A 23,298-nucleotide genomic window follows, 5' to 3' on the forward strand; every position below is an offset into this window, starting at 1 on the left:
CCGGCGCCCGCCCGCGCACCTCTCGCTACGGAGCACCGACCGCGCTGACGCCCTCACCGGCCAGGGCGTGCGGGTAGGCCGGCTCGCGTCCCTGGAAGCTGAGGATGCTCGGGTTCTGGATCACCCCGTCGCGGATCTCGATCGCGCGGGTGATGGTGAGGCTCCGCGCCCACGCGTCCGGCCCGTCCAGCACCGTGCGCAGGAACGGCAGGAGCGCCTCGCTGATCTCCCAGGTGGCCGAGTTCCACAGGTAGGACGGCGTGTGGTCGACGGCGTAGTAGTGCACACCGTGACCGACGGTGAACATGGGGTCGTCGAACGTGGTGGGCACGGCCCACTCGAAGCCCATGCCCTCGTCGCACGAGACGTCGATGATCAGGCTGCCCGTGGCGAACTCGGCGAGGTCCTCGGTGCGCAGGTAGGTCAGCGGGGCGGCGACGTCCTGGAGCGTGCAGTTGACGACGATGTCGTGCGACGCCAGGAACGCTGGGAGCGAGACGTCACCGTCGTCGGTGCGGATCGTGGACAGGTAGGCGGCACCCTCGCTGGTGTGGAGCTGGGTGATGTGCGCGCTGTGGATCGGCGAGCCGACCGCCGCGGTACCCCGCTGCGTGAGCACCTGGATGTCATGGATGCCTTGCGCCTTGAGCGCGGTGACCGCGCCCCGGGCCGTCGCGCCGAAGCCGATGACGACGGCGCTGAGCCGCGGGCCGTAGTCCCCGGTCGAGCCGGTGAGGCTCAGGGCGTGCAGGACGGAGCTGTACCCGGCGAGCTCGTTGTTCTTGTGGAACACGTGCAGGCTGAAGTCACCCTGGCGGGTCCAGTGGTTCATCGCCTCGAAGGCGATCAGCGTGAGCCGGCGGTCGATCGCCAGCTGCGTCAGGCCGGCGTCCTGCACGCAGTGCGGCCATCCCCACAGCACGCGGCCGGCGGGGACGGCGCCCACGTCCGCCGCCTGCGGCTTGGGCAGGAGCAGCACGTCCGCGGCCTCGATCACCTCGGAGCGTTCCGCGACCCTGCCCACCCGCGACTCGACGTAGCCCGGAGCCAGGTGGAAGTCGGCCGCGTAGCCACGCTCGACGATCATCCGCGCCCGCAGGTCGGGGTCGATCCGGTCCAGGTGGTGGGGGTGGATCGGCAGCCGCCGCTCGTTCTCCATCGAGGAGCCGGCGAGCAGCCCCAGGGAGAGCAGGTCGTTGCTCGGTGCGGCGTCGTCCGACGCGGTGGAGCCAACAGCGGAAAGGTGAGTGGCGCCGGACATCCGGACTCCCATGATCGGGGAACCAGGGTCAGCTCCTGTCCGGAGTGTACGCCGGGCCGCGCGGCACATCGTCGCCCGTCACGGTACCGATCGACCCGCCGAGCGGCTCACCGGCCGGCGCGCGCGTCGAGCCAGGCGACGAGCTCGGGCCACAGCGTCTCGCGCAGGCCACGGCGGAAGAACCCCGTGTGCCCGATCGTCTCCACGCCGCCGTCTGCGGGGCTCCAGGTCCGTCGCTCGACCCGGGCGCGCGTCAGACGGTCGGTGATCGCGTCGATCTGCTCGGGTGTCGCCCACGGGTCGTCGGTGAAGCCGACGGCGAGCACGTCACCCTTGACGCGCGCGGCGTCCGCGGCGGCGCTCAGGGTGGGGTCGTCGAAGAAGTAGCCCGGCAGCCGCGACCAGCGGCTCCACTCGAGCATCGCCGCGGCGGGCATGTCCTCGCCGAGGCCCAGGCGACGGCCGGGCACGTAGCCCAGGACCTTCGCCGTCGCGGGCCCGAGGACCCGCAGGACCAGGCCGGCACGCGTCCGCTCGGCGCGGCCGGGGATCGTCGCCGTCACCCCGGCGTGCGACGCGACGGTGACGAACCCGGCCAGGCCTCGTGACCCGTGCCCGAGCGCCAGCGCGTGCCCGCCGATGCTGTGCCCCACCGCGAGCTGCGGCACGTCGCCGAACCGGGGTCGGACCCAGGCGGCGACCGCGGGGACGTCGTCGGCCATCCAGTCCCTCATGCGCAGGTTGCGGTGGTCGCGCGGGCTGCCGGACCGGCCGGTGCCGCGATAGTCGTAGGTCACGACGGCGTACCCGTGCATCGCGAGATGCTCGGCGAACGCCGCGTACAGACGTTCGGGCACCGCCGTCGCGGGGTGCAGGACGACGACGCCGCGAGGCGCCTCGTCGGCGGGGGTCCGGACGGTGCCGACGACCCAGCCGCCGGCCGGGATCTGGATCCGCAGCTCGTCGGTGGCGACCGCCGTGGCACCCTCGTTGCGCATGCCCAGGATCCTACGGCGCCGCCGTCCTCGTGCGGGCAGCGGGGGAGCGCCGTCGGCCGCACTCATCGAACACCCAGGCAGACCCCGTATCCTCAGCGGTCCTCACCGTCCAGCCCGCCGCGGAGGCCGCCCGTGACCCTGCTCGACCTCGTGCTCGTCGTCGTCCTCCTCCTCGCCCTGGGGGCGGGGGTCCGGCGTGGGTTCTTCGCCACGCTCGGTGGTCTCGTCGGTCTGGTCGTCGGGGGAGTGGCCGCGTTCCTCGTCGTCCCGCTGGTCGTCGACGCGCTGCCCACCGCGCAGTGGCGCGGGCCGACGACGGTGATCCTCGCGATCGTGATGCCGCTGCTCGGGGCGTCGATCGGTTCGAGCGTGGGCCACGGCCTGCGCCGCCAGGTCGACCGGACGCCGTTGCGGCCGATCGACCGTCTCCTCGGCGGGGTCGCGAGCCTGGTGGTCGCGGCCGTCGCGCTGTCGTTCGTCGGCACCGCCGTCAAGGCGACCGGCGCCCCGGTCGTCGCCTCCGCCGTCGCGTCGTCCTCGGTGCTGCGCACCATCGAGGACCTCACCCCGGCACCGCTGACCCGCACGCTCGCGCAGGCGCGCGGTGTGGTGCTCGACGACGGTCTGCCGCGCCTGGACGGCCTGCTCGCCCCGGGCCGCACCGCGGTCGCCCCCAGCGTCGACCTCGACGACCCCGCGCTGGAGGCGTCGGCCCAGTCCGTCGCGCGGGTCTGGGGCACCGCGTACGCGTGCGGTACCGGCATGACCGGTTCCGGGTTCGTCGCCGCAGCCGACCGGGTCGTCACCAACGCGCACGTCGTCGCCGGTGTCGAGCAGCCGCTCGTGGAGCTGCCCGGCCGGCCGGCGCGGGAGGGGCGCGTCGTCTACTTCGACCCGGAGGCGGACCTCGCGGTCGTCGCCGTCGACGGGCTCGATGCCGAACCGCTGACGATCGCCCCGTCGCTCGAGGTCGGGGACGCCGCCGTCGTCCAGGGCTACCCGTACGGCGGCCCGTTCACCTCGACGGGCGGTGAGGTGCTCGACGTCGGCGCCGTCCGCATCCCCGCGTCCGACGGCAGCGGGACGGCCGTGCGCGACATCTACGCGCTCGCCGCGGCCGTCCACGCCGGGAACTCCGGCGGTCCGGTCCTCTCGACCGACGGTGACGTCGTCGGGGTGGTCTTCGGGCGCTCGGAGTCCGACGACGACCTCGCCTACGGCGTCACCACCGCAGAGCTGATGCCGGTGGCGGCGCAGGCCCCCGAGCTGGACAGCGCGGTCACGCCGGGCCGCTGCGCCGCCTGAGCCGGGGTATATCGCCGTCGGGCACCTGATGGCTACACGGCACTTCGGCCCGTATCGGCGCGGCAAACTTGTCGAATCTCACAGTCTTGGCGACCGCTTTGCGCGGTCGGCCCTGGTCCGGTCGATATGCCCGCCCTGTGCTGACCGGCGGACCGCTACGGTCGCGCGCATGGGCAGACATTGCGAGTACGCGCGGCTGGCCGCCGCGGACCTGGACAGGGCGCGCGCGGACGCGGCGTGGGCCGCGGAGCTCCTCGACTCCCTCGCCGAGGAGTGGGTCGAGCTCGACCTCGAGCCCGAGGACGCACGCTACTTCAGCGTCGGCCGGGCGTGGGGCCCGCTGCACGCGCTGCTCGGCGAGCTGGCACCCGGGGTCGACGTGGTTCACGGCGGCACGCCCCTGGGGCTCGACGGCGGGCTCGGGCCGGTGCGCGCTCTCACGCCGAGCCAGGTGCGCCGCGCCGCCGAGGTGCTCGCGTCGGCATCCTTCGCGACCCTGGCCGGCCGCGACGACGCGACCCGGTTCTGCGACGGGGAGGACTGGCCCGATCACGCCGAGCACCCTGACGAGGAGCGTCTGCAGGTCCTCGGCGAGAGGTACGAGGAGCTCCGGCGCTTCTGCACGGCGGCGGCCGCCGCCGGTGACGGCGTCGTGCTCATGCTCAACTGAGCACGGCCCCGCCGACGTCCCTCATCCGTGCAGCGAGGAGAGCGCCTCGTCGTCGTGGGTGTTCTCCATCATGCCGAGCGCGTTGCCGAACGGGTCGACGACGGCAGCCGTGACACAGCCCGGACCGCCCTCGGTGGGCTCGTCGTGACCGACGGCTCCCAGCGCGACCAGGCGTGCGGACGACGCCTCTCGACATCGCCCGCCATCTCGCAGGCTGGGGCGAGGGAGCCGTGGTGGAGGGCCCGCCGGAGGTCCCTGCGGAGCTCGCCCGGATCGGCGCGGAGCTCGTGGCCCGGTACCCGGGAGACCGGGGCACCGCCGCCCGGGCAGGACGTCGCGATCCGGTGAAGACCCGCGCGTCCCCGCGCGAGTACGCGCTCGCGGCGTGAAGGTGTGGTGAACGTGAATACTGGGGGCGTGCCGGATGTTGGCACCGTCGGGCCGGCGGGGGCAGGATCGGTTCGCGCTGCGCACCACGCGCCACGCGAGCCGGGCGGGCCCGCACCGAGAGCAGCACCACCGTGCTGCAGATTCCGCGAGGACAGGACGACGACGAGCTATGACTGATCTGCTGTACGTGAACGGCGGGACGCCCCTGCAAGGCACCATCTCGGTGCGTGGCGCGAAGAACTTCGTCTCCAAGGCGATGGTGGCGTCGTTGCTGGGCGAGTCGGCGAGCGTGCTGCGCAACGTGCCGCAGATCCGGGACGTGGGTGTGGTCTCGGGGTTGCTGGACCTGCACGGGGTGAACGTCAAGTACGACCCCGACGCGGGGATCCTCGACCTGGACCCGTCGAACGTGGAGTCGGCGCACGTGGCGGACATCGACGCGCACGCGGGGTCCTCGCGGATCCCGATCCTGTTCTGCGGGCCGTTGCTGCACCGCTTGGGCGAGGCGTTCATCCCGGACCTGGGTGGCTGCCGGATCGGGGACCGGCCGATCGACTACCACCTGGACATCCTGCGCCAGTTCGGCGCCGTGGTGGACAAGCGCCCCAACGGGATCCACCTGCGGGCACCGCGACGGCTGCAGGGTACGAAGATCTCGTTGCCGTACCCGTCGGTGGGTGCCACGGAGCAGCTGCTGCTGACGGCGGTGCGGGCCGAGGGGATCACCGAGCTCTCGGGGGCGGCGACCGAGCCGGAGATCATGGACCTCATCGCGGTGCTGCAGAAGATGGGCGCCATCATCTCGGTGGACACCGACCGGGTGATCCGGATCGAGGGCGTGGACCGTCTCGAGGGGTACAACCACACGGCCCTGGGTGACCGGATCGAGGCGGCGTCGTGGGCGTCGGCGGCATTGGCGACCGGGGGCGACGTCACGATCAAGGGTGCCTCGCAGCCCGAGATGATGACGTTCCTGAACACGTTCCGCAAGGTCGGCGGGCAGTTCGACGTGCAGGACGACGGGATCCGGTTCTGGCACCCGGGCGGAGACCTGCGCCCGATCGTGCTGGAGACGGACGTGCACCCGGGGTTCATGACGGACTGGCAGCAGCCGCTGGTCGTGGCGCTGACGCAGGCCACCGGGCTGTCGATCGTCCACGAGACCGTGTACGAGAACCGATTCGGGTTCACCGAGGCGTTGCGGCAGATGGGCGCGACGATCCAGGTGTATAAGGAGTGCCTGGGCGGGGGCGACTGCCGTTTCGGGCAGCGCAACTTCCATCACTCCGCGGTGGTCTCGGGTCCGACGCCGCTGGCGGCGGCGGACATCGAGGTCCCGGACCTGCGCGGTGGGTTCTCCCACCTGATCGCGGCGCTGGCCGCCAAGGGCACCTCCACGGTGCGGGGCATCTCGCTGATCGACCGCGGCTACGAGTCGTTCCAGGACAAGCTCGTGGCGCTGGGCGCCGACGTCTCGCGCGACTGAGCCGAGGCCCCGACGGCGGTCCGTGCCGCCGTCGGGCAGGTAGGCTCTGTGGCCGTGCCCATCGCCAGACCTGAGTCGCGCCTCTATCGCCTCATCGCGAGGATCGTGCGACCGACCATGTTCTCGATGTGCCGCTACGAGTGGAGCGGCAGCGAGAACCTGCCCACCGAGGGCGGCTTCATCGCGGCGGCCAACCACGTCACCGAGCTGGACGCCCTGACGTTCGTGCACTACCTGTTCGACCAGGGCTTCGAGCCCCGCGTCCTGGCCAAGCGCAGCCTGTTCAGCGCCCCCGTGGTCGGAACCGCGCTGCGTGGCACGAACATGATCCCGGTGGACCGGGGCAGCGCGGCCGCCGCGCGCTCGCTGCAGCGCGCCGGCGAGGAGCTCGGCGACGGCGCCTGCGTCGCGATCTTCCCCGAGGGCACGCTGACGCGGGACCCGGACTGCTGGCCCATGGAGCCGAAGACCGGCCTCGCGCGGATCGCGCTGACGACCCGCCTCCCGGTGGTGCCGATCGCGCAGTGGGGGGCGGCCGACATCCTGCCGCGCTACGGCAAGCTGCCCCGCCCCTTCCCACGCAAGCGGGTGCAGGTCGTCGCCGGGCCCGCCGTCGACCTCTCCGACCTGTACGACCGGCCGCAGGACGCCGCCACGCTGCGCGAGGTGATGAACCGCGTCATGGACGCCATCACGGCGTTGCTCGCCGAGCTGCGGGACGAGCAGCCCCCTGCCCACCGATTCGACCTGCGCAAGCACCCTGACTACGAGGTGAAGAAGATGCACTACCCGCCGGTGGAGCGCCCGTGAGCGCCGTGCAGACCGCCGTCCTCGGCTCTGGCTCCTGGGGCACGACCTTCGCGATGGTCATGGCCGACGCCGGGTGCGACGTCACGCTCTGGGGCCGCGACGAGGCCGTCGTCGGCCAGGTCGCCGACGAGCGCCGCAACACCAAGTACCTCCCGGACGTCGAGCTGCCGGCGATGCGGGCGACGACGGACGCGGCGGCGGCGCTCGCCGGTGCGAGCGTCGTCGTGGTCGCGATCCCGTCCCAGGTGGCGCGCACGACCCTCGAAGGTCTGCGTGAGCACCTGGAGCCGGACGCCGTCGTCGTGTCGCTCATGAAGGGCATCGAGCTCAGCACCGACAAGCGCATGAGCCAGGTGATCGCCGAGGCGCTGGACATCTCGCTCGACCGCGTCGTCGTGGTCTCCGGACCGAACCTGGCCAAGGAGATCGCCGCGCGCCAGCCGACGGCGACCGTCGTCGCCTGCCCGGACGAGGGCAACGCCCGCCGGGTGGCGGAGGCGTGCTCGAACGCGTACTTCCGGCCGTACACGAACTCCGACGTCGTCGGGGTCGAGCTGTGCGGCGCGGTGAAGAACGTCATCGCGCTGGCGATCGGCATGGCACAGGGCCGCGGTTTCGGCTGGAACACCACGGCGACCGTCATCACCCGTGGCCTGGTCGAGATCACCCGACTCGGCCGGGCGCTGGGTGCCCAGGCGGAGACCTTCGCGGGCCTCGCCGGGATGGGCGACCTCGTGGCGACCTGCGCCTCGCCGCTGTCGCGCAACCACACCCTCGGCAAGCACGTCGGGCAGGGGATGTCCCTCGAGGACGCCCTGGTGGCCACCGGCACCACCGCCGAGGGCGTCAAGTCCTCACGATCGGTGCTGGAGCTGGCGCAGAAGCACGGCGTGGACATGCCGATCACCGCCGGGGTGGTCGCCGTGCTGCACGAGGGGCTCTCCGTCGACGAGATGGCCCGCGTGCTGCTGTCGCGGCCGCAGAAGTCCGAGAGCCTCGCCGAGTAGGGCTGTCCGGCGGTGAGCAAGGACCTGGCGGTGCGGATCCTGCTGTTCGTCGTCATGTCTGGATCGGGGGCGCTGCTCCTCTGGACGGCCCGTGCCGCTGCGTCCGGACGGCTGAGGCGTAACCAGTACGCCGGCATCCGTGTCCCGAGCACGATGGCGAGCGAGGAGGCCTGGCTGGCGGCTCATGTCCGTGCCAGGCGACCGACGATGTGCGCCGGGTACTCGTCCCTGGGCAGCGCGATGCTCGCCGTCCTGCCGGTCTCCGTTCCCGTCCTGGTCGTCGGCGTGCTCCTCGGGTGCTTCGCGATGCTCGGGTTCGTGCTCTACGGTGCCCGCGTCGGCAGCCGAGCCGCCGCAGAGGTGTCGAAGAGGCCCGGCTGAGCTTGAGGCCCGCCGCGGCCTGTCGTCGTGCACCCACATCGGTGGGGTGGGGTCAGCAGGTGGTGTGGCCGTGGGTGTCGTCGCAGACGAGGCGGGCGCGGGCTTCGGTGAGGGTGACGGGGTCGGTGGTGCTGGTGGTGGTGATGGTGCCGTCGATGGTGGTCCAGGTGCTGGTGCCGGTGATGCGGAAGTGGCCTTGCCAGGTGGTGGTCAAGGTGGTGGTGACGCCCTGGCGGTACCAGTTGCCGGCCTCGTCGCGGTGGGTACCGGGGTGGGTGTCGGGGTGGCCGAGGTGGGTGTAGGTGTGGCCGATCCAGGTGTGGTCGGGGGTGGGGGCGCCGTCGGTCCAGGGCTGGCCGGGGTCGGTGGTGGTCAGGGTGGCGCCGCCGGGGGTGTGGGGGTCGTCGAAGTTCCAGGTGTACTCGACGGGGTCGGCGCGGATCTGGACGGGGACGTCCAGGAGGGTGACGTCGACGATCTGGGGTTGGGTGGTGGCGTAGGCGGGGTAGTGGACGCCTGCCAGGAGGGGTTCGCGGGCTTGGAGGGTGGCTTCGGGGGTGGGGATGTGCATGGTGGCGAACTCGTGTCGGGCGTGGGGGGCGAGGTCGGTGGGGGTGATGCACTCGCGTCCGGAGAGGTGCTCGGGGTCGGTGTAGGTGCCGTCGTCGCGGACGCGTTCGACCCACAGGTCGGCGAGCTCGTACTCCTCGTCGGTGCAGGGGGCGCCTTGGATGGTGAGCTCGAGGGCCTCGTCGGGGCAGGTGTCCAGGGTGGTGGCGAGGTCGACGCCGTCCCAGGTCGCGGCGAGGTTGCAGGTGGTCAGGTCGGTGCGGAAGTAGCGGTCGCGGGGGCCGTCGTCCTGGCCCGAGGTCGCGGGGTTCTGCGCGGCGCCGTGCGCTCTGACATGCGCGGAGTTGTTCTCGTCGTCCACGTAGCCGCTGTAGCCGGAGGTAGTCGACGGGGAGAGCGGGGGCGTTGGTGGTGGGGGCGCTGTGCTGACGGCCAGGGCCGTGAGGAGCGCGACGGAACGGGCGATGCTCATGCGTCGTCACCATCGATGTGCTGAGAGCCGACGATGTTGACGATGACCCACTGATCACGCTGTCGGAGAACCTCGAAGCGTTGCTCGGCCTCGACGGCGTCGTCGGCGAAGACCTGGTCGCCAGCCTGATCGGTGATCACGACGGGTTCCACGGAGACCTTGATGTCCAATGGCCAAATGCCAGTGGCCTCGTCCTGCTCGTAGGTGTGCAGGATGTTGGCTGACATCTCCCCGCCTGTGAAGGTATCTCCGTTCTGGGCGATGTGTTGTGCCTGTTCGAGTCGCTTCGAACAAGTGCTGCACTCCGGGTGCGACATCGCTTCCCACTCGGTGGTGTCCCCGGTCTTCATGATGTAGTCGTCCAGGCTGAGGAAGTACACCGCCGCGGCCTCGGCGCCCTCGTACCCGTCGTCGTCCATCGCGGCGGGGCGTTCCGGGGCGACGACCACCGGCGTGGGCGACGGCGCCGGCGAGGACTCCGCCGCAGACACCGACGGGCTCGGCGCAGCCTCCGCCGTCGTGCCCGGGTCGGTGGCCGGCTCGGGGCCGGTGCAGCCGACGAGCAGCAGCGCGACCAGCGCGACCGCGCTCAGCGCAGGGACGGGACGAGGGATCGGGCGTTCCTTCACGGGTTCCTTCACGGAGTCCTTCACCAGGGAGTCGACGGCGACATCCCCGACACCGTAGCGAAACCCGCCCATCCCGGGCACGACCCTGTGGACAACGTCTCGCTCAGTGGAACGGCCTCTCGGCCACGTCGGCCGACGAGTCGGCCGCGTCGTCTCAGTGCCCGACGTCGATGACGAGCCGTGTCGGGTCGCTCAGGGTGAGCACGCGGAACGGGCGTGGTTCACCGTCGACGCCGACGAACGCCGTCGTCGTGCCCTCGAACACGAACCGGTAGACGACCTGCTCGACGGACTCGCCGGGTCCGGGGACCGGGTCGCCGCCGTACTCCTCGACGCCGGAGTCCATCGGCATGGCGGTCCCGGTGACGTCCACCTGCAGCACCGCCTCGCCGTCGACGTCCACCGGGTCGCCGCGTCCGGGCTCCAGCGCCTCGTCGACGTACTCGACCCGCCATCCGGGCGCACCCGTGCCCTCCAGGTCGAGCACGACGCGGTCGAAGTCGTCGTGGGCGCCGACCCGGACGTCCGTGACGGTGAGCATCGCGTCGTCGCTGGGCTCGCCGGTGTCCGCCGCTGTGCCGCCCTCGAAGGGTTCCTCCGGGTCCGCGGGGTTCTCCTCGTCGGAGGAGGCTTCGTCTGACGGGTTCTCGTCGGCGGGGGTCTCGGCCGGGGGAGCCTCGTCGGGCGAGGGCTCGTCCTCGGTCGGGCTCGCCTCCGTGGTCTCGGAGGTCCCGCTGCCGTAGCCCGGCAGGTCGGCTCCGCTGCCGCAGGCGCTGACCAGCACCAGGAGCGCGGCGGCCGCAAGGGCCTCGGACGTCCGACGGCGGTGCGGTGACGTGCCCACGGTGCCTCCCTGCTCGGCGTGGTCTGCTGGCTCCGAGCCTAGGCCTGGGACCGGTCGAGCGCCTGGGCGAGGTCCTGCCAGAGGTCCTCGACGTCCTCGACGCCGACCGAGAGTCGGACGAGGTCCTCGGGCACCGTCGGCGACTCGGTGGCGAAGCGGCGCCGGCGCTCCAGGGTCGACTCCACGCCACCGAGGGACGTCGCGGGCACCCACAGCCGCACGGCGTCGACGAGGGCGTCGGCGGCGGGGAGACCGCCGAGCGGACGCAGGCCGAGGACCGCGCCGAACGACGTCATCTGCTGGGCGGCCCGGCGGTGGCCGGGGTCGCTCGGCAGCGAGGGGTGACGGACCTCCGCGACGGCGGGGTGGGCGGCGAGCCGCCGGGCGAGCTCGGCGGCGTTGGCGTTGGCGCGCTCGACGCGCAGGTGCAGGGTGCGCAGGCCGCGCAGCGCGAGGAACACCTCCATCGGCCCGGCGATCGCCCCGTGCAGGGTGCGGTAGGCCCGGATCCGCGCGGCGGTCGCGTCGTCGTTCGTCACGACGGCACCGAGGACGACGTCGGAGTGCCCGGCCAGGTACTTGGTCACGGAGTGGACGACGACGTCGGCGCCGAGCTCGAGGGGTCGCTGGCCGAGCGGGGTGGCGAACGTGTTGTCGACGACGGACCGCACGCCTCGCTCGCGGGCGGCCGCGAGGACGGCGGGCAGGTCGGCGACCTCGAGCATGGGGTTGGTGGGGGACTCGGCCATGAGCAGGTCGGCGCCGTCGAGCGCGGCGACGACGGCGTCGGTGTCGGCGATGTCGACGCGTCGCACTTCGACGCCGTGCCGGCGGGCGAGGTCGTCGAGGAAGCCGAGGGTGACCTGGTAGGCGTGGCGCGGGACGACCACCGCGCCCGACGGCGGCACGTCGGCGAGGGCGGCGGCGATCGCGGCCATCCCGGAGCCGAGGACGACGCCGTGCGTGCCTCCCTCGAGGGCCGCCAGCGTCTCCTCGAACGGTCCCCAGGTCTCGGTCCCGCCGCGCGTGTACAGCAGCTCGTCGCCGGGGACGCCCTGGGAGACGTAGGTCGAGCTGAGGACGACGGGAGGGTTGACGGGGCCGCCCTGGACGCGCGGGGGGCGCCCCGCGGCGACGGCGAGCGTGGCGGGGGCCAGGGAGGCGGGGTCGTGCGTCATGGCAGCAGGGTACGTGTGCCCCGGGCGACGGGGGCGCGGGGTCTCAGCCGTCCTGGCCGCGCAGCGCGGCCCGCACGGCGTCGCGGTACTCCTGGAGGTGCACCGCGGACCCGCCGCGAGCGTCGGTGACGGGGTGCTCCGCGGCGCGCCGCGGGTCCAGGATGCGGCGCAGACCGACGCGCAGCAGGCGCTGGTCGAGCTGGGTGACGCCGCCGAGCTCCAGCAGCGCTGCACCCTGATCCAGGGCGACGAGCAGCAGGGCGCGGTCGCGGTCGTCGAGCTCGTCGTCGTCCGTCGGTGCGGTGTTGTCGGCGTACAGGTCGACCATCCGCTGCATCCGCGTGGCCATCTGCTGTGCCAGCTCCGGGTCGCGGGCGGCGGTGGCGATGAACTCCAGGGTCGCGAGCGCAGACCCGCGCATGATGCTGTCGGTCTCGGTCTCGATCTCCGGGTCGAGCGGCGCGTGGACGTTCTCGATGCAGCAACCCGCGGCGTCACCGTCATCGCCCGGGCCGGGGGAGAGGGCGGCATCGAAGGGGTCCCAGGGGTCGTGCGCCGCGAGGGCGAGGTTGGCGTCGACGACGGCGAGGAACAGCTCGGCCTTGCCGGCGAAGTTGGAGTAGACGGCCCCCTTGGAGTAGCCGGCCTCTCTCGCGATCTCGTCGAGGCGGGCGCCGTGGTACCCGTCGCGGGCGAAGACGGCGCGCGCCGCTGCGACGAGCTCGTCACGGGTCCGCTGCTGGCGCTCGGCCCTGGTCATCGGCGCAGGGGTCATGGGTCTCACCCTAACCCTGGCCAAGACCAAGGGTATCGGGATACTGTCGGTATGCGGATACGGTGAGTATCCGAGAAGAGGAGAAGTCATGAGCGACGACGTCCTCGTCGTGGAGGGTGTGACCAAGCGGTTCGGCGCGGTCACGGCCAACGCGGCGATCAGCATCCGTGTGCGGGCCGGGGAGGTGGTGGGGCTCCTCGGGCACAACGGCGCCGGCAAGACCACCCTGGTCTCGCAGATCGTGGGCCTCCTGCGCCCGGACGCGGGGGAGATCCGTGTGGCCGGGGTCGACGCCGTGGCGCACCCTGGGACAGCGCGCAGGCTCGTGGCGCTCCAGGCACAGGGCCAGGTGCCGCTGGACGGGCTCACGCCCCGGACGGCGGTCGAGCTCGCGGGGCGCCTGCGTGGCCTCCCGCGCCGCGAGGCGCGCCGAGCCGCCGAGCGGCTCGCCGTCGAGCTCGACATCACCGAGTGGATCGACCAGCGGGCGCTGCCCGAGGGCCGCGGCCTGTCCGGCGGCGTGCGTCGCCTCGCCGGCTTCGCGATGACCGTCGCGGCCCCGGCACCGTTGGTCGTGCTCGACGAGCCGACCAACGACGTCGACGCCGCCCGCCGCCGGCGGCTGTGGGACGCGGTGCGCCGGCTCCGCGACCGCGGCGCCGGCGTCCTGCTGGTGACGCACAACGTGCTCGAGGCCGAGAAGGTCGTCGACGACCTCGTGGTCCTGGACCGCGGCCAGGTCGTGGCCGCCGGTTCGCCGGCACGGCTGGCCTCCGGGCTCGACGACGGTCTGCGGCTCGAGGTCACCCTGCCCCCGGGCGGCGACGACCCGACGCCCGACGTCCCGTTCGCGGTGCGACAGCGTGTCCGGGCGGGCCGGCGGGTGCTGCTGGTCGTCCCGGCGGACGAGGCCTCGCCCGCGGTGACCTGGGCGGCCTCGCTGCGCGACACCGGCGTCGTCGACGGCTACACCCTGGGTCCGGCGACGCTCGAGGACGCCTACCTGGCCCTGACCGAGAGCACCGGGGCTGCCGGTGACGAGCTGACCGAGGTGACCAGCCATGCGTGAACAGACTGCCGAGGCCCCCGCCGTGCCGACCGACGGCACGACCGCGCAACCGTCCGCGACGGTCGGGCCGTGGTCCTCCTACGCCTCGATGGTGCGGTGGAACGTCGCACAGGTCGGCAGCATGCTGCCGCTGGTGGTCGTCGTGCAGGCGGTGCTCGCCGCCGGGATCATCGTCGGCTTCGGGCTCGTCATCCCGGACATCGACCCCGCCACGGCGCTGTACCTGTCGACCGGGGCGCCGACCGTGCTCCTGATGGTCGTCGGTCTCGTGATCGTGCCTCAGGGCGTGGCGCGGGCGCGCACGGACGGCACCTTCGTCTTCCTGCGCACGCTGCCGGTGCCCCGTCTGACGCTGCTGCTCGCCGACCTGACCGTATGGCTCCTCGTCGCGCTCCCCAGCGTCGCCGTCGCCGTCCTCGTGGGCGAGCTGCGGTTCGACCTGGCCCTCTCCCCGGACTGGCCCGTGCTCCTCGTGGCGACCGTCCTGGTCACCGTCACGGCGACGTCGGTCGGTTACGCCGTCGCCGTGACGCTGCCACCGGTGCTCGCCCAGCTCGTCAGCCAGGTGCTGGTGTTCTTCGTCATGCTGTTCTCGCCGCTGACCTTTCCCGCCACGCAGCTGCCCGCCTGGTTCCGGACCGTGCACGAGTGGCTGCCCGTCCAGCCCGCGGGCGACCTGCTGCGGGCCGGCCTCGCGTCCGAGGTGTACAGCGCCGACGCGCGGGACGTCGCCGTGCTCGCGGTGTGGTGCGTGGTCGGGGTCCTGCTCAGCCTGCGCGCCCTGGTGCGCCGGGGCTGAACCGGTCCGGGCACACGGTGCCGCCTGACCGGGTTCAGCGCGGTTCGACCAGGCTCAGCGCGGTTCGACCAGCCGGGCGAGCAGCTCGACCAGCAGCCGTTCCGCCGTCGGTGCGGGCAGTGCCTCGACCGCTGCCAGCAGGGGTGCCATCGGCCCCACGCCCGGTCCGTCGTCGCCGATCCGGGACGTGTCGAGGCCGAGGCCTGCGAGCAGCGTCGCGGCCGTCTGCGAGCTCGGTGGCGTCGGAGGCGCGCCGGTGGCGGCGAGCCGACCGAGGGCGGCGTCCGGGGCAGGGCGTGGCGTCCCGCGGACCTCGTCGGCCGCCGCCACGAGGGCAGGCACCAGCTCGTCCAGTACCGACGCCGTCACGGGGGTCACCGTCAGGTGCGTGGTGTGGGGCAGCACGGTGCCGTCCGGCTGCCGGTGCGAGGGCTGGGCCTGGAGCACCCAGCCGTGCGCCGTGACGGCGTCCGCCCAGACGTGCGGGTCGACGCGACGTTCGGCACCGGCGGCGTCGTCGGACGCGACGGCGAGCAGCGGGCCGGTGGGGTGGCCCACCACGCGCAGCCCCTCGATCTGCCCGACGGCGTCGCGCAACGCCTCCGTCGCCTGCCGGGAGCGGTCGGCGAGCGTGGCGAGCCCGTCGCGGCCGAGCACCTGGGTGATCGCCCAGGCGGCGGCCAGGGGCCCGCCCGAGCGGGAACCGAGCATCGTCGGGTTCACCACGGGGTAGCCCGGCCACCGCGTGGTGGCGAAGTACTGGCCGCGCTGCCGGTCCCGGCCGCGATGGAGCAGCACCGAGACGCCCTTGGGGGCGTAGCCGTACTTGTGCAGGTCCACCGACAGGCTCGTCACGCCCGGCACCCGCAGGTCCCAGTCGGGCAGGTCCGGCCAGAACGGCAGCGCCATCCCGCCGATGCAGGCGTCCACGTGCACGGGCACCCCTTGTGCCGCCGCCGCCGCAGCGACGTCGGCGACCGGGTCCAGCGCGGCGTGCGGGTACGAGGGGGCCGAGACCACCACGAGCGCGACGTCGTCGGGACCGCCGTCGCCGTCGGTCCCGAGCCGTCCGGCCACCGCCTCGGCCGCCACCGCGCCGTCGGGCCGCACGGGAACGAGATCGAGCTCCAGGCCGAAGTAGTGCGCCGCCTTGTGGAACGCGGCGTGCGCCGTCGTCGGCGCGACGAGCCGCGGCCGGGCCGCGCCGGGTGCGAGGCCACGGGCGGCCAGCCAGGCGTCGCGTGCCGTCTTGACCGCGAGCAGGCAGCTCTCCGTGCCGCCGGAGGTCACCGTCCCGACGGCCTCCCCGTCCCCGGCCTGCCCGCCGCCCAGCAGGTCGCGGGTGAAGGCCACCAGGTCACGCTCGAGCGCTGCCACCGAGCCGAACGTCGTGGGGTCCAGCCCATTGACGGGCTGCATGAGACGGATCGCGGCGGCCGCCACCTCGTCCAGCGCGGGCACGCCCGAGTCGTACACGTAGCTGAGCACGTGCCCGCCGTGCGTGGGGGCGTCCCGCTCGCGCAGGGTGGCCAGCCGTGCCAGGACCTCGTCGGGCGCCTCGGCGAATCTCATGCGTGCTCCTCGTGGGTGGCCGCGGACCTCGCGGCGTCGACGTCTTCCTTGCGCAACGGGTAGCGGTGCAGCGCTGCCAGGCTCGCGGCGACGAGCACGGCCGGCAGCACCGAGAACGCGAGCACGATCCCGAGCACCGCCGCGTCCGGTTGCACCACGACCACGCCCGCTCGGGACTCGACGTAGCCGGTCACGGCGAGCGTCAGCGACAGCACCGTGGAACCGAGTGCGAACCCGGTCGTCTCGCCGGCCGTCCACACGCCTGAGAAGGTGCCCGCCCGCCCGGGTCCGCGGGAACGGGCGTCGTGCGCGACGACATCGGGCAGCATCGCCATCGGCAGCGACTGCAGGCCCGCGTACGCCGCCCCGGCCACCGCGACGACGGCGTACACCCACGCACCGGGCGACCAGGCCAGGCCCAGCAGCCCGAGCGCCGCCACGGTGAAGACGCCGGAGGCCATCCGGAAGGCTCGTTCCTTGCCGACCCGGTGGGCGACCGCGCCCCAGACCGGTGCGAAGACCACCGCCGGCGCGACGAGCGCCGCGAACAGGAACGTCACGGCGCCCTCGTCGCCGAGCACCCAGCGTGCGACGTACTGGGCGCCCGCCAGCATCGTGCCGGTCGCCAGCGCCTGCAGCACGAACGTCGCCAGCAGCGTGCGGAACGGCAGGCTCGTGCGCAGCAGGGCCACGGCGTCGCGGTAGGCGGCCGGGAGCCTGCGCCACGCGCCCGACGACGACGGCCCGGACGCCGTGGCAACCGGTGGCGCGGCGCTCGCGGCCGCAGCGCTCGGCCCTGGTCGAGACCGACGTCGTCGACCGGTTCGCTGCACCCCGGCGGCGACGAGCAGCGAGGCGCCGAGGACGAGCCCGGCCGCTGCCGCCATGAGCAGGTAGCCCGCGTGCTCGTCGGGGACGACCGAGCGCAGCGCCGGGGCTCCGCCCCCGAAGGCGAGGATCGCCACGGTCAGCACCACCACCCGGGCGGTGAGCAGGCGGGTGCGTTCCTCGTAGGAGTCGGTCAGCTCGGCCGGCAGAGCGATGTAGGGGACCTGGAACAGCGAGAACGCGGTGGCGGCGCACACGAAGGCGAGCAGGACCCACGCTCCGGCGGCCGCTGGTCCCCAGGTGGCGGGGACGGCGAAGGTGAGGACGAAGAAGATCGGCAGCAGCAGGCCCCCGGCAGCCATGAGGCGCCGCCGTGAACCGTGGCGGGCCTGCTCACGGTCGCTGACGGCGCCGATGACCGGATCGATGACGACGTCCCACACCTTGGCGGCGGTGACGATGAGCCCCGCCATGAGTGCGGCCACGCCGAGGGTGTCGGTGAGGTAGTAGACCAGCACGAGCCCGGGCAGGGTGCCGAAGCCACCCGTGCCGACCGACCCGACGGCGTAGCGGGCGACGGTGCCCCGGCTCAGAGTCATGCGGGGATCCTACGAGACGTGGAGTGACGCCCGTCACGGTCAGGGCTCGGCGCGTACCTCTCGACGCGTCGAGGACTTGCCGGTCGGGACGGGAGCGCCGGTGCGGACCGGGCGCAGGCCCGTCCAGAGCAGGTAGCCGATCATCCAGAACTCACCGACGGTGGCGGGGACGACGATCAGCTGGGAGAGCAGGTCCGCGCCCGGGGCGAGAAGGCTCAGGAACGCGTCGGCGATGTACCCGAGCCCGCCGACGAGGAGGATCGCGGCCATCGGGCGAGGCATGCCGGCCCGGCGGGCGAGCAGGCCCATCGGGATCAGCCACAGCCCGAAGAAGAGGGCACCCACGCCCCAGAGGTTGCCGGACAGCAGGTACATCAGCTGGCTGCCGGCCGGGTCCCCGGCGAGGGCGGCGTCGAGGGCGGCGCCCAGCGCGGCGGCGCTGGTCAGGATCGCGACGGCGTTGATGGTGCCGAACACCGCGAGCATCGCGGCCGCGAAGGAGTCCACGCGGCGGAAGAGGCGGAAGAACCACAGGGCGGTGAGCGTCTGGGCAGCCACGAGAGCGAGCTCGAGCGCGACGCCGAGCCGTGCGAGCGCCTCCTGGTCGACCAGGTTCGCGGCGGTGGTCGTCGCGTCGGTGGGGTCGAAGAGCATCGGGCGGATGATCAGGAAGGCCGGGATGCCGAAGACGGCGAGGGCGAGGTACAGCAGGCCGGTCGTGCGGGCCGTGGGCCGGGTGACGGACGGGTGCATGGGAAGCCCCTCTCTGGGTCTTACGCCATAAGGCTTACGGCGTAAGGGAACCATACGACGTAAGGTGGCCCGAGGGAAGAGGGGAGCACGGATGGCCGCCACGAAGTCGGTGACCCGGGAGCGGGTGCTCGCCGCGGGGGTCGCCCTGGCCGACGCCGAAGGTCTCGGGGCGCTGACGATGCGCGGCGTGGCCACCGCGCTCGGCATCGAGGCGATGTCGCTCTACCACCATCTGCCCGGCAAGAAGGAAGAGCTTCTCGACGGGCTGATCGACGTCGTCGCCGCCGAGATGGCGACCCAGGTCGGCGCGGCGGCCGAGACGGTCGCAGACCCGTCCGACGGTGCGTGGGTCGCCGAGGTCAGGTCGCGCTGCCTCGCAGCCCGGGAGGTCATGCTGCGCCACCCGTGGATGCCCCGCCTGCTCGGGTCACGGACGACGATCCGGCCCGGGGTCTTCCAGCTCTACGAGGACGTGCTCGGGGTCATGGTCCGTGGGGGGTGCTCCTACCGGCTGGCCCACCGTGCGATGCACGCGCTGGGCAGCATGGTCCTCGGGTTCTCCCAGGAGCTCTTCGGTCCCGGCGGCGGCGGCGAAGACACCTCGGAGGCTGAGACGGAGGCCATGGCGGCGGCGCTGCCGTACACGTCGGCCATGGTCGCCGCCGAGCTCCACGACGCCACCGACCCCATGCTCGGCTGGTGCGACAGCCAGACCGAGTTCGAGTTCACGCTGGGGCTGCTCCTGGACGGTCTGGAGCGGGCGCGACGCGCGGAGGCCGGCCGAGCGCCGGCCTCCGGAGAACCTCAGGCCTCGACGGGACCCAGCAGGGACTGAGCGACCAGTGCGTGCGCCGACTCGTCGTCGCTCGGGTGGAAGATGCCGGCCAGCACGTCGCGGTACAGGCGTCCGAGCTCGGAGCGGTTGAAGTACGTCGACCCGCCCGAGCAGCGGATCGCCTCGTCGACGACGTAGCGGGCGGTCTCGGTGGCGCGGACCTTGAGGCCCGCCGTGGCGCGGAACCAGCCGGCGCCGCGATCGGCTCGCCCGTCCGGCTCGCTGTCGATCTCCCCGGCGACCTGGTCGATCTGCAGCCAGACGCCGTCCATCGCGAGGGCTGCCGAGGCGATGCGCCGACGGATGTCCGGGTCCTGGGAGTACGTCGTGCCGCTCTTCATCGACGTACGCCGGCCCACGGTCTCGACCGCGAGCGCCAGCGCGCGGTCGGCGATACCGGTGTACACCGAGGCCAGCAGCACCTCGAAGCTGGTGAAGATGCCCAGGACGTAGGGGTCGAGGCTCGGCCCGGGGGCGATCCGACGCATCACGCGCTCGGCCGGGGCGTGGGCGCCGTCGAGCACCGTGGTGCACGACTGGGACGCCCGCATGCCGAGCGTGTCCCAGTCGTCCAGGATCTCGAACCCGCCCGCGTCGCGCGTGATGAACGCGTGCACGATGCGCGGGTCGTCCGGGTCGGTGGTGCTGTCCAGCCCCATGACGCCCAGGCGAGTCCAGCCGGGGGAGTTGGAGGTGAAGATCTTGCGGCCGTGGAAGGTAAAGCCGCCCGCGCCGTCGGGTCGCGCCTCGGTGCGCGAGCCCAGCAGCACCAGGTCGTTGCCCGCCTCGGAGTAGCCGAACCCGAAGACCTCGCCCGCCGCCGCCTCGGTGAGCAGCCAGTCGAGGGTGTCGTCCCCGCGCTCGTGCAGGTAGCGGGCGGCCCCCACCCAGACGTGATGCATGTTGACGGCCAGCGCCGTGGCCGGTGCGGCCCCGGCCAGCCGGGACTGCTCGTGGACCGCCTCGCGCAGGGTGAGCCCTGCGCCTCCGAGCGGGGACGGCACCATCGCCCCGAGGTAGCCGGAGCCCGCCAGGTCGGCCAGGTCGTCGGCGAAGAAGCTGTTCTCCCGGTCGTGGATCGCGGCGCGGCCGCGGACGGTCGCGAGCAGGTCGTCCGACAGCAGGCGACGGTCGGTGAGGGAAGCGGGGTCGGCAGCCATACCGCGATTCAACCATCCGGACGGCGACGGCCCTCGGCGAGCATACCGGCCGGTCGGTCTTTCGGCTACGCTGGCCCCAGAGCGGTCGACGTGGACCGCACCGACGAGAGGAGCCAACGTTGGCCATCCGCAGCCCCCAGGCAGACGTGGAGATCCCTGACGTCAGCCTGTACGACTTCCTGTTCGCCTCCCTGCAGGGTGCGGACCTCGAGCACCCCGCCCTCATCGACGGACCCAGCGGCGCGGTCACCACCTACGGCTCGCTCCGCGCCCAGGTCGACGCGATCGCCGGAGCCTTCGCAGCCCGCGGGCTCGGTGTCGGCGACGTGGTCGCCCTGCACAGCCCCAACGTCCCGGCGTTCGTCAGCGTCTTCCACGGCCTGCTCCGGGCCGGCGTCACCGTCACCACCATCAACGCACTGGCCTCCGGTCCGGAGGTCGGCAAGCAGATCAGCGCCTCCGGCGCCAAGTCGCTGGTGACCGTCTCACCGCTGCTCGCGCAGGCCGTCGAGGGAGCAGAGGCCGCAGGACTGGACCCCGACGACGTCGTCGTGCTCGACGGCGCCGAGGGACACCCGGGCCTGCGCGACCTCCTCGCCGCCGGTGCGCCCGCCCCCGAGGTCTCGTTCGACCCGGCCACCCACCTGGCCGTCCTGCCCTACTCCTCGGGCACCACCGGGCTGCCCAAGGGAGTGATGCTCACCCACCGGAACCTGGTCGCCAACGTCCTGCAGGCCGAGCCGTACATCCCGCTCACCCGCGACGACGTCATCCCGGCCGTGCTGCCGTTCTTCCACATCTACGGGGTCACCGCGCTGATGAACGGCGCGCTCTACCAGCGGTCGACCCTCGTGACCGTGCCGCGGTTCGACCTGCCGGAGTACCTCGGCCTGATCGAGAAGCACCGCGCCACGGTCCTCTTCGTCGCACCACCGATCGCGCTGGCACTGGCCAAGCACCCCCTCGCGCTGCAGGCGGACCTGTCCAGCGTCCGGCTCCTCAACTCGGGTGCCGCACCGTTCGACGCGCAGCTCGCGGCCCTCGTCGCGCAACGGCTTCCCGGAGCGCACGTGGGTCAGGGCTACGGGATGAGCGAGCTGTCTCCTATCTCCCACGTCATCCCGACCGGCCGCACGGACATCTCGCCCGGCTCCATCGGGCTGCTGGTCGCGAACATGCAGGCCAAGATCGTCGACCCGGCGACCGGGGAGGAGATCGAGCAGCCCGCCGAGGGGATGAGCGCACCGGGCGAGCTGCTCTGCGCCGGGCCGAACGTCATGGTCGGCTACCTGGGCAACGAGCAGGAGACGCGGGACACCATCACCGGCGACGGGTTCCTGCACACCGGCGACATCGTCACCGTGGACGCCGACGGCGTGTTCTACGTCGTCGACCGGCTCAAGGAGCTCATCAAGTACAAGGGGTACCAGGTGCCTCCCGCCGAGCTCGAGGCCCTGCTCGTGGCGCACCCGGAGATCGCCGACGCCGCCGTCGTCGGGGTGCCGGACGGCGAGGGCGAAGAGCTGCCCAAGGCGTTCGTCGTCCTGGCCGAGGGTGCCGACCTGTCCGCGCAGGACGTCATGGAGTACGTGGCCGCCAAGGTGGCCCCGTACAAGAAGATCCGGCTCGTGGAGTTCACGCACGCGATCCCCAAGTCCGCCGCGGGCAAGATCCTGCGCAAGGACCTCAAGACGGCGTGAACGGCTCCGTGCACGAGGGCGGGAGCGGTGGTCGGGGCAGGGGCCCGTTCCGGTAGGGTCGGGCCGATGTCCGAGACCACGCCTCCCGCCCTCGTGCGCAAGCCGCGCGTCGCCCTGCTGTTCGGCGGACGCTCCGGTGAGCACGCCATCTCCGCGGCCACCGCGGCCGGTGTGCTCGGTGCGATCGACCGTGACCGCTACGACGTCGTCCCGGTGGGGATCACCCGTGCGGGGCGCTGGGTCGTCGCCGAGGACCGGGCCGAGCGCTGGCAGATCAGCGACGGTCGCCTGCCCGAGGTGACGGCGGACGACGGGGCGGAGGTCGTGCTCTCCCTCACCTCCGGCGAGAGCACGCTGCGCGTCCTCGAGCCCGGGCAGGTGCCGGAACTGCTCGGCGAGGTCGACGTCGTCTTCCCCCTGCTGCACGGGCCCTTCGGCGAGGACGGGACGGTCCAGGGGCTGCTCGAGCTCGCCGACGTGCGCTACGTCGGGGCCGGGGTGCTGGCCTCCGCCGTGGGCATGGACAAGCACTTCATGAAGCTCGTGCTGGCCGGGCACGGTCTTCCCGTCGGGCCGTACGAGGTGCTGACGTCCCGCCAGTGGACGACGGACCCGTCGACCTGCCTCGCGCGCGTGGAGAGCCTCGGGATGCCGGTGTTCGTCAAGCCGGCCCGCGCGGGCTCCTCGCTCGGCATCACCCGGGTCGACGACCCCGCGGACCTGACCGCTGCCGTCGAGGCGGCCCGTGAGCACGACCCGAAGGTGGTCGTCGAGGCGGGGATCCAGGGCCGTGAGATCGAGTGCGCCGTGCTCGGCGGCCGTGGCGGCGCCGGCCCGCGAGCCTCGCTGCCCGGCGAGATCGTCGTCGACGACACGCACGCGTTCTACGACTTCGAGGCCAAGTACCTCGACGAGGCGCACGTCCAGCTCGACTGCCCGGCCGACCTGCCCGAGGCCGTCGTCGAGCAGATCCGCGAGCTCGCCGTGCGGACCTTCGAGGCGGTCGAGGCCGAGGGGCTGTCCCGCGTCGACGTCTTCGTGACGCCGGACGAGCAGGTGATCGTCAACGAGATCAACACCATGCCCGGGTTCACGCCGTTCTCGATGTACCCGCGGATGTGGCAGGCCACGGGTCTGAGCTACCCGGAGCTCGTCGACGAGCTGATCCAGCTCGCGCTCGAGCGGCCCACCGGACTACGCTGACCGC

The 23,298-nt window shown here is 72.9% G+C and carries 23 protein-coding genes; 12 read left to right on the plus strand and 11 right to left on the minus strand.

Annotated elements, in window-relative coordinates:
* Positions 1 to 25: 25 nt before the first annotated feature.
* Entirely contained in the window at positions 26 to 1,159 is a 1,134-nt protein-coding gene (locus tag HDG69_RS17275) for a N(5)-(carboxyethyl)ornithine synthase (RefSeq protein ID WP_425484058.1), read from the minus strand.
* Positions 1,160 to 1,368: 209 nt separating this feature from the next.
* Positions 1,369 to 2,259, minus strand: a complete 891-nt coding sequence (locus HDG69_RS17280) for an alpha/beta hydrolase family protein (protein ID WP_171785076.1) — start codon at positions 2,257 to 2,259, stop codon at positions 1,369 to 1,371.
* A gap of 132 nt (positions 2,260 to 2,391) precedes the next feature.
* On the opposite strand from HDG69_RS17280, the gene HDG69_RS17285 reads away from it, so the two are divergent.
* The 7 genes from HDG69_RS17285 (at position 2,392) to HDG69_RS19220 (ending at position 8,308) form a co-directional block, all read left to right on the plus strand.
* Positions 2,392 to 3,564, plus strand: coding sequence for a MarP family serine protease (locus tag HDG69_RS17285; RefSeq protein WP_171785077.1), 1,173 nt, complete (start codon positions 2,392 to 2,394; stop codon positions 3,562 to 3,564).
* Between the two features lie 169 nt (positions 3,565 to 3,733).
* Complete coding sequence (locus HDG69_RS17290) at positions 3,734 to 4,234, plus strand: DUF1877 family protein (protein WP_171785078.1); 501 nt, start codon at positions 3,734 to 3,736, stop codon at positions 4,232 to 4,234.
* A 173-nt stretch (positions 4,235 to 4,407) separates the two neighbouring features.
* On the plus strand, positions 4,408 to 4,623 hold the full coding sequence (locus tag HDG69_RS18745) for a hypothetical protein (RefSeq protein ID WP_216645873.1): 216 nt from the start codon (positions 4,408 to 4,410) through the stop codon (positions 4,621 to 4,623).
* A 170-nt stretch (positions 4,624 to 4,793) separates the two neighbouring features.
* Positions 4,794 to 6,110 (plus strand): UDP-N-acetylglucosamine 1-carboxyvinyltransferase, encoded by a 1,317-nt coding sequence (gene murA / locus HDG69_RS17300; protein WP_171785079.1) that lies wholly within the window; start codon positions 4,794 to 4,796, stop codon positions 6,108 to 6,110.
* 54 nt (positions 6,111 to 6,164) lie between these two features.
* Entirely contained in the window at positions 6,165 to 6,920 is a 756-nt protein-coding gene (locus HDG69_RS17305; RefSeq protein WP_343036502.1) for a lysophospholipid acyltransferase family protein, read from the plus strand.
* 5 nt (positions 6,921 to 6,925) lie between these two features.
* A complete protein-coding gene (locus HDG69_RS17310; protein ID WP_171785318.1) occupies positions 6,926 to 7,927 on the plus strand; it encodes an NAD(P)H-dependent glycerol-3-phosphate dehydrogenase in 1,002 nt (333 codons plus the stop codon).
* A 12-nt stretch (positions 7,928 to 7,939) separates the two neighbouring features.
* Positions 7,940 to 8,308 carry an SdpI family protein gene (locus HDG69_RS19220; RefSeq protein WP_171785080.1) on the plus strand — a complete coding sequence of 123 codons (369 nt, stop codon included), beginning with the start codon at positions 7,940 to 7,942 and terminating at the stop codon, positions 8,306 to 8,308.
* Between the two features lie 52 nt (positions 8,309 to 8,360).
* Here HDG69_RS19220 and HDG69_RS17320 read toward each other — a convergent pair whose 3' ends face one another.
* The 5 genes from HDG69_RS17320 to HDG69_RS17340 all read right to left on the minus strand — a co-directional run bounded on the left by HDG69_RS17320 (position 8,361) and on the right by HDG69_RS17340 (position 12,776).
* Entirely contained in the window at positions 8,361 to 9,350 is a 990-nt protein-coding gene (locus tag HDG69_RS17320) for a hypothetical protein (protein WP_171785081.1), read from the minus strand.
* The gene (locus HDG69_RS17325) at positions 9,347 to 10,051 is read right to left on the minus strand and encodes a DUF6318 family protein (RefSeq protein ID WP_171785082.1); all 705 of its coding nucleotides are present in this window, start codon (positions 10,049 to 10,051) and stop codon (positions 9,347 to 9,349) included. Before HDG69_RS17325 ends, HDG69_RS17320 begins: the two co-directional genes overlap by 4 nt.
* A gap of 82 nt (positions 10,052 to 10,133) precedes the next feature.
* Positions 10,134 to 10,823: an AMIN-like domain-containing (lipo)protein gene (locus tag HDG69_RS17330; protein WP_171785083.1), complete on the minus strand. Its 690-nt coding sequence runs from the start codon at positions 10,821 to 10,823 to the stop codon at positions 10,134 to 10,136.
* Positions 10,824 to 10,861: 38 nt separating this feature from the next.
* Positions 10,862 to 12,001: a trans-sulfuration enzyme family protein gene (locus HDG69_RS17335; RefSeq protein ID WP_171785084.1), complete on the minus strand. Its 1,140-nt coding sequence runs from the start codon at positions 11,999 to 12,001 to the stop codon at positions 10,862 to 10,864.
* A gap of 43 nt (positions 12,002 to 12,044) precedes the next feature.
* The gene (locus HDG69_RS17340; RefSeq protein WP_171785085.1) at positions 12,045 to 12,776 is read right to left on the minus strand and encodes a TetR/AcrR family transcriptional regulator; all 732 of its coding nucleotides are present in this window, start codon (positions 12,774 to 12,776) and stop codon (positions 12,045 to 12,047) included.
* Positions 12,777 to 12,864: 88 nt separating this feature from the next.
* Between HDG69_RS17340 and HDG69_RS17345 the strand changes: the two genes are divergently transcribed.
* Positions 12,865 to 13,845, plus strand: coding sequence for an ABC transporter ATP-binding protein (locus HDG69_RS17345; protein ID WP_171785086.1), 981 nt, complete (start codon positions 12,865 to 12,867; stop codon positions 13,843 to 13,845).
* Positions 13,838 to 14,644, plus strand: a complete 807-nt coding sequence (locus HDG69_RS17350) for an ABC transporter permease (protein ID WP_171785087.1) — start codon at positions 13,838 to 13,840, stop codon at positions 14,642 to 14,644. The genes HDG69_RS17345 and HDG69_RS17350 overlap by 8 nt, the downstream gene beginning before the upstream one ends.
* A 54-nt stretch (positions 14,645 to 14,698) precedes the next feature.
* Here the strand turns inward: HDG69_RS17350 and HDG69_RS17355 are convergent, their stop codons facing one another.
* From HDG69_RS17355 to HDG69_RS17365, 3 genes are read right to left on the minus strand one after another with little or no spacing between them, the layout of a single operon-like run.
* Positions 14,699 to 16,216 carry a pyridoxal phosphate-dependent decarboxylase family protein gene (locus HDG69_RS17355; RefSeq protein WP_171785088.1) on the minus strand — a complete coding sequence of 506 codons (1,518 nt, stop codon included), beginning with the start codon at positions 16,214 to 16,216 and terminating at the stop codon, positions 14,699 to 14,701.
* Complete coding sequence (locus HDG69_RS17360; RefSeq protein ID WP_171785089.1) at positions 16,213 to 17,643, minus strand: MFS transporter; 1,431 nt, start codon at positions 17,641 to 17,643, stop codon at positions 16,213 to 16,215. The genes HDG69_RS17355 and HDG69_RS17360 overlap by 4 nt, the downstream gene beginning before the upstream one ends.
* 39 nt (positions 17,644 to 17,682) lie before the next feature.
* Complete coding sequence (locus HDG69_RS17365) at positions 17,683 to 18,396, minus strand: DUF4386 domain-containing protein (RefSeq protein ID WP_171785090.1); 714 nt, start codon at positions 18,394 to 18,396, stop codon at positions 17,683 to 17,685.
* A gap of 91 nt (positions 18,397 to 18,487) precedes the next feature.
* Between HDG69_RS17365 and HDG69_RS17370 the strand changes: the two genes are divergently transcribed.
* Positions 18,488 to 19,231 (plus strand): TetR/AcrR family transcriptional regulator, encoded by a 744-nt coding sequence (locus HDG69_RS17370; RefSeq protein WP_171785091.1) that lies wholly within the window; start codon positions 18,488 to 18,490, stop codon positions 19,229 to 19,231.
* Here HDG69_RS17370 and HDG69_RS17375 read toward each other — a convergent pair.
* Complete coding sequence (locus tag HDG69_RS17375; RefSeq protein ID WP_171785092.1) at positions 19,201 to 20,391, minus strand: acyl-CoA dehydrogenase family protein; 1,191 nt, start codon at positions 20,389 to 20,391, stop codon at positions 19,201 to 19,203. The genes HDG69_RS17370 and HDG69_RS17375 overlap by 31 nt on opposite strands.
* Before the next feature lie 119 nt (positions 20,392 to 20,510).
* Here HDG69_RS17375 and HDG69_RS17380 point away from each other — a divergent pair, with 119 nt between their 5' ends.
* Positions 20,511 to 22,091 (plus strand): AMP-binding protein, encoded by a 1,581-nt coding sequence (locus tag HDG69_RS17380; RefSeq protein WP_171785093.1) that lies wholly within the window; start codon positions 20,511 to 20,513, stop codon positions 22,089 to 22,091.
* A gap of 66 nt (positions 22,092 to 22,157) precedes the next feature.
* Positions 22,158 to 23,294 (plus strand): D-alanine--D-alanine ligase family protein, encoded by a 1,137-nt coding sequence (locus HDG69_RS17385; RefSeq protein ID WP_171785094.1) that lies wholly within the window; start codon positions 22,158 to 22,160, stop codon positions 23,292 to 23,294.
* Positions 23,295 to 23,298 lie beyond the last annotated feature (4 nt).

The sequence above is a fragment of the Isoptericola halotolerans genome, from assembly GCF_013149785.1.
In the GTDB taxonomy this organism is placed as follows: Bacteria; Actinomycetota; Actinomycetes; order Actinomycetales; family Cellulomonadaceae; genus Isoptericola; species Isoptericola halotolerans.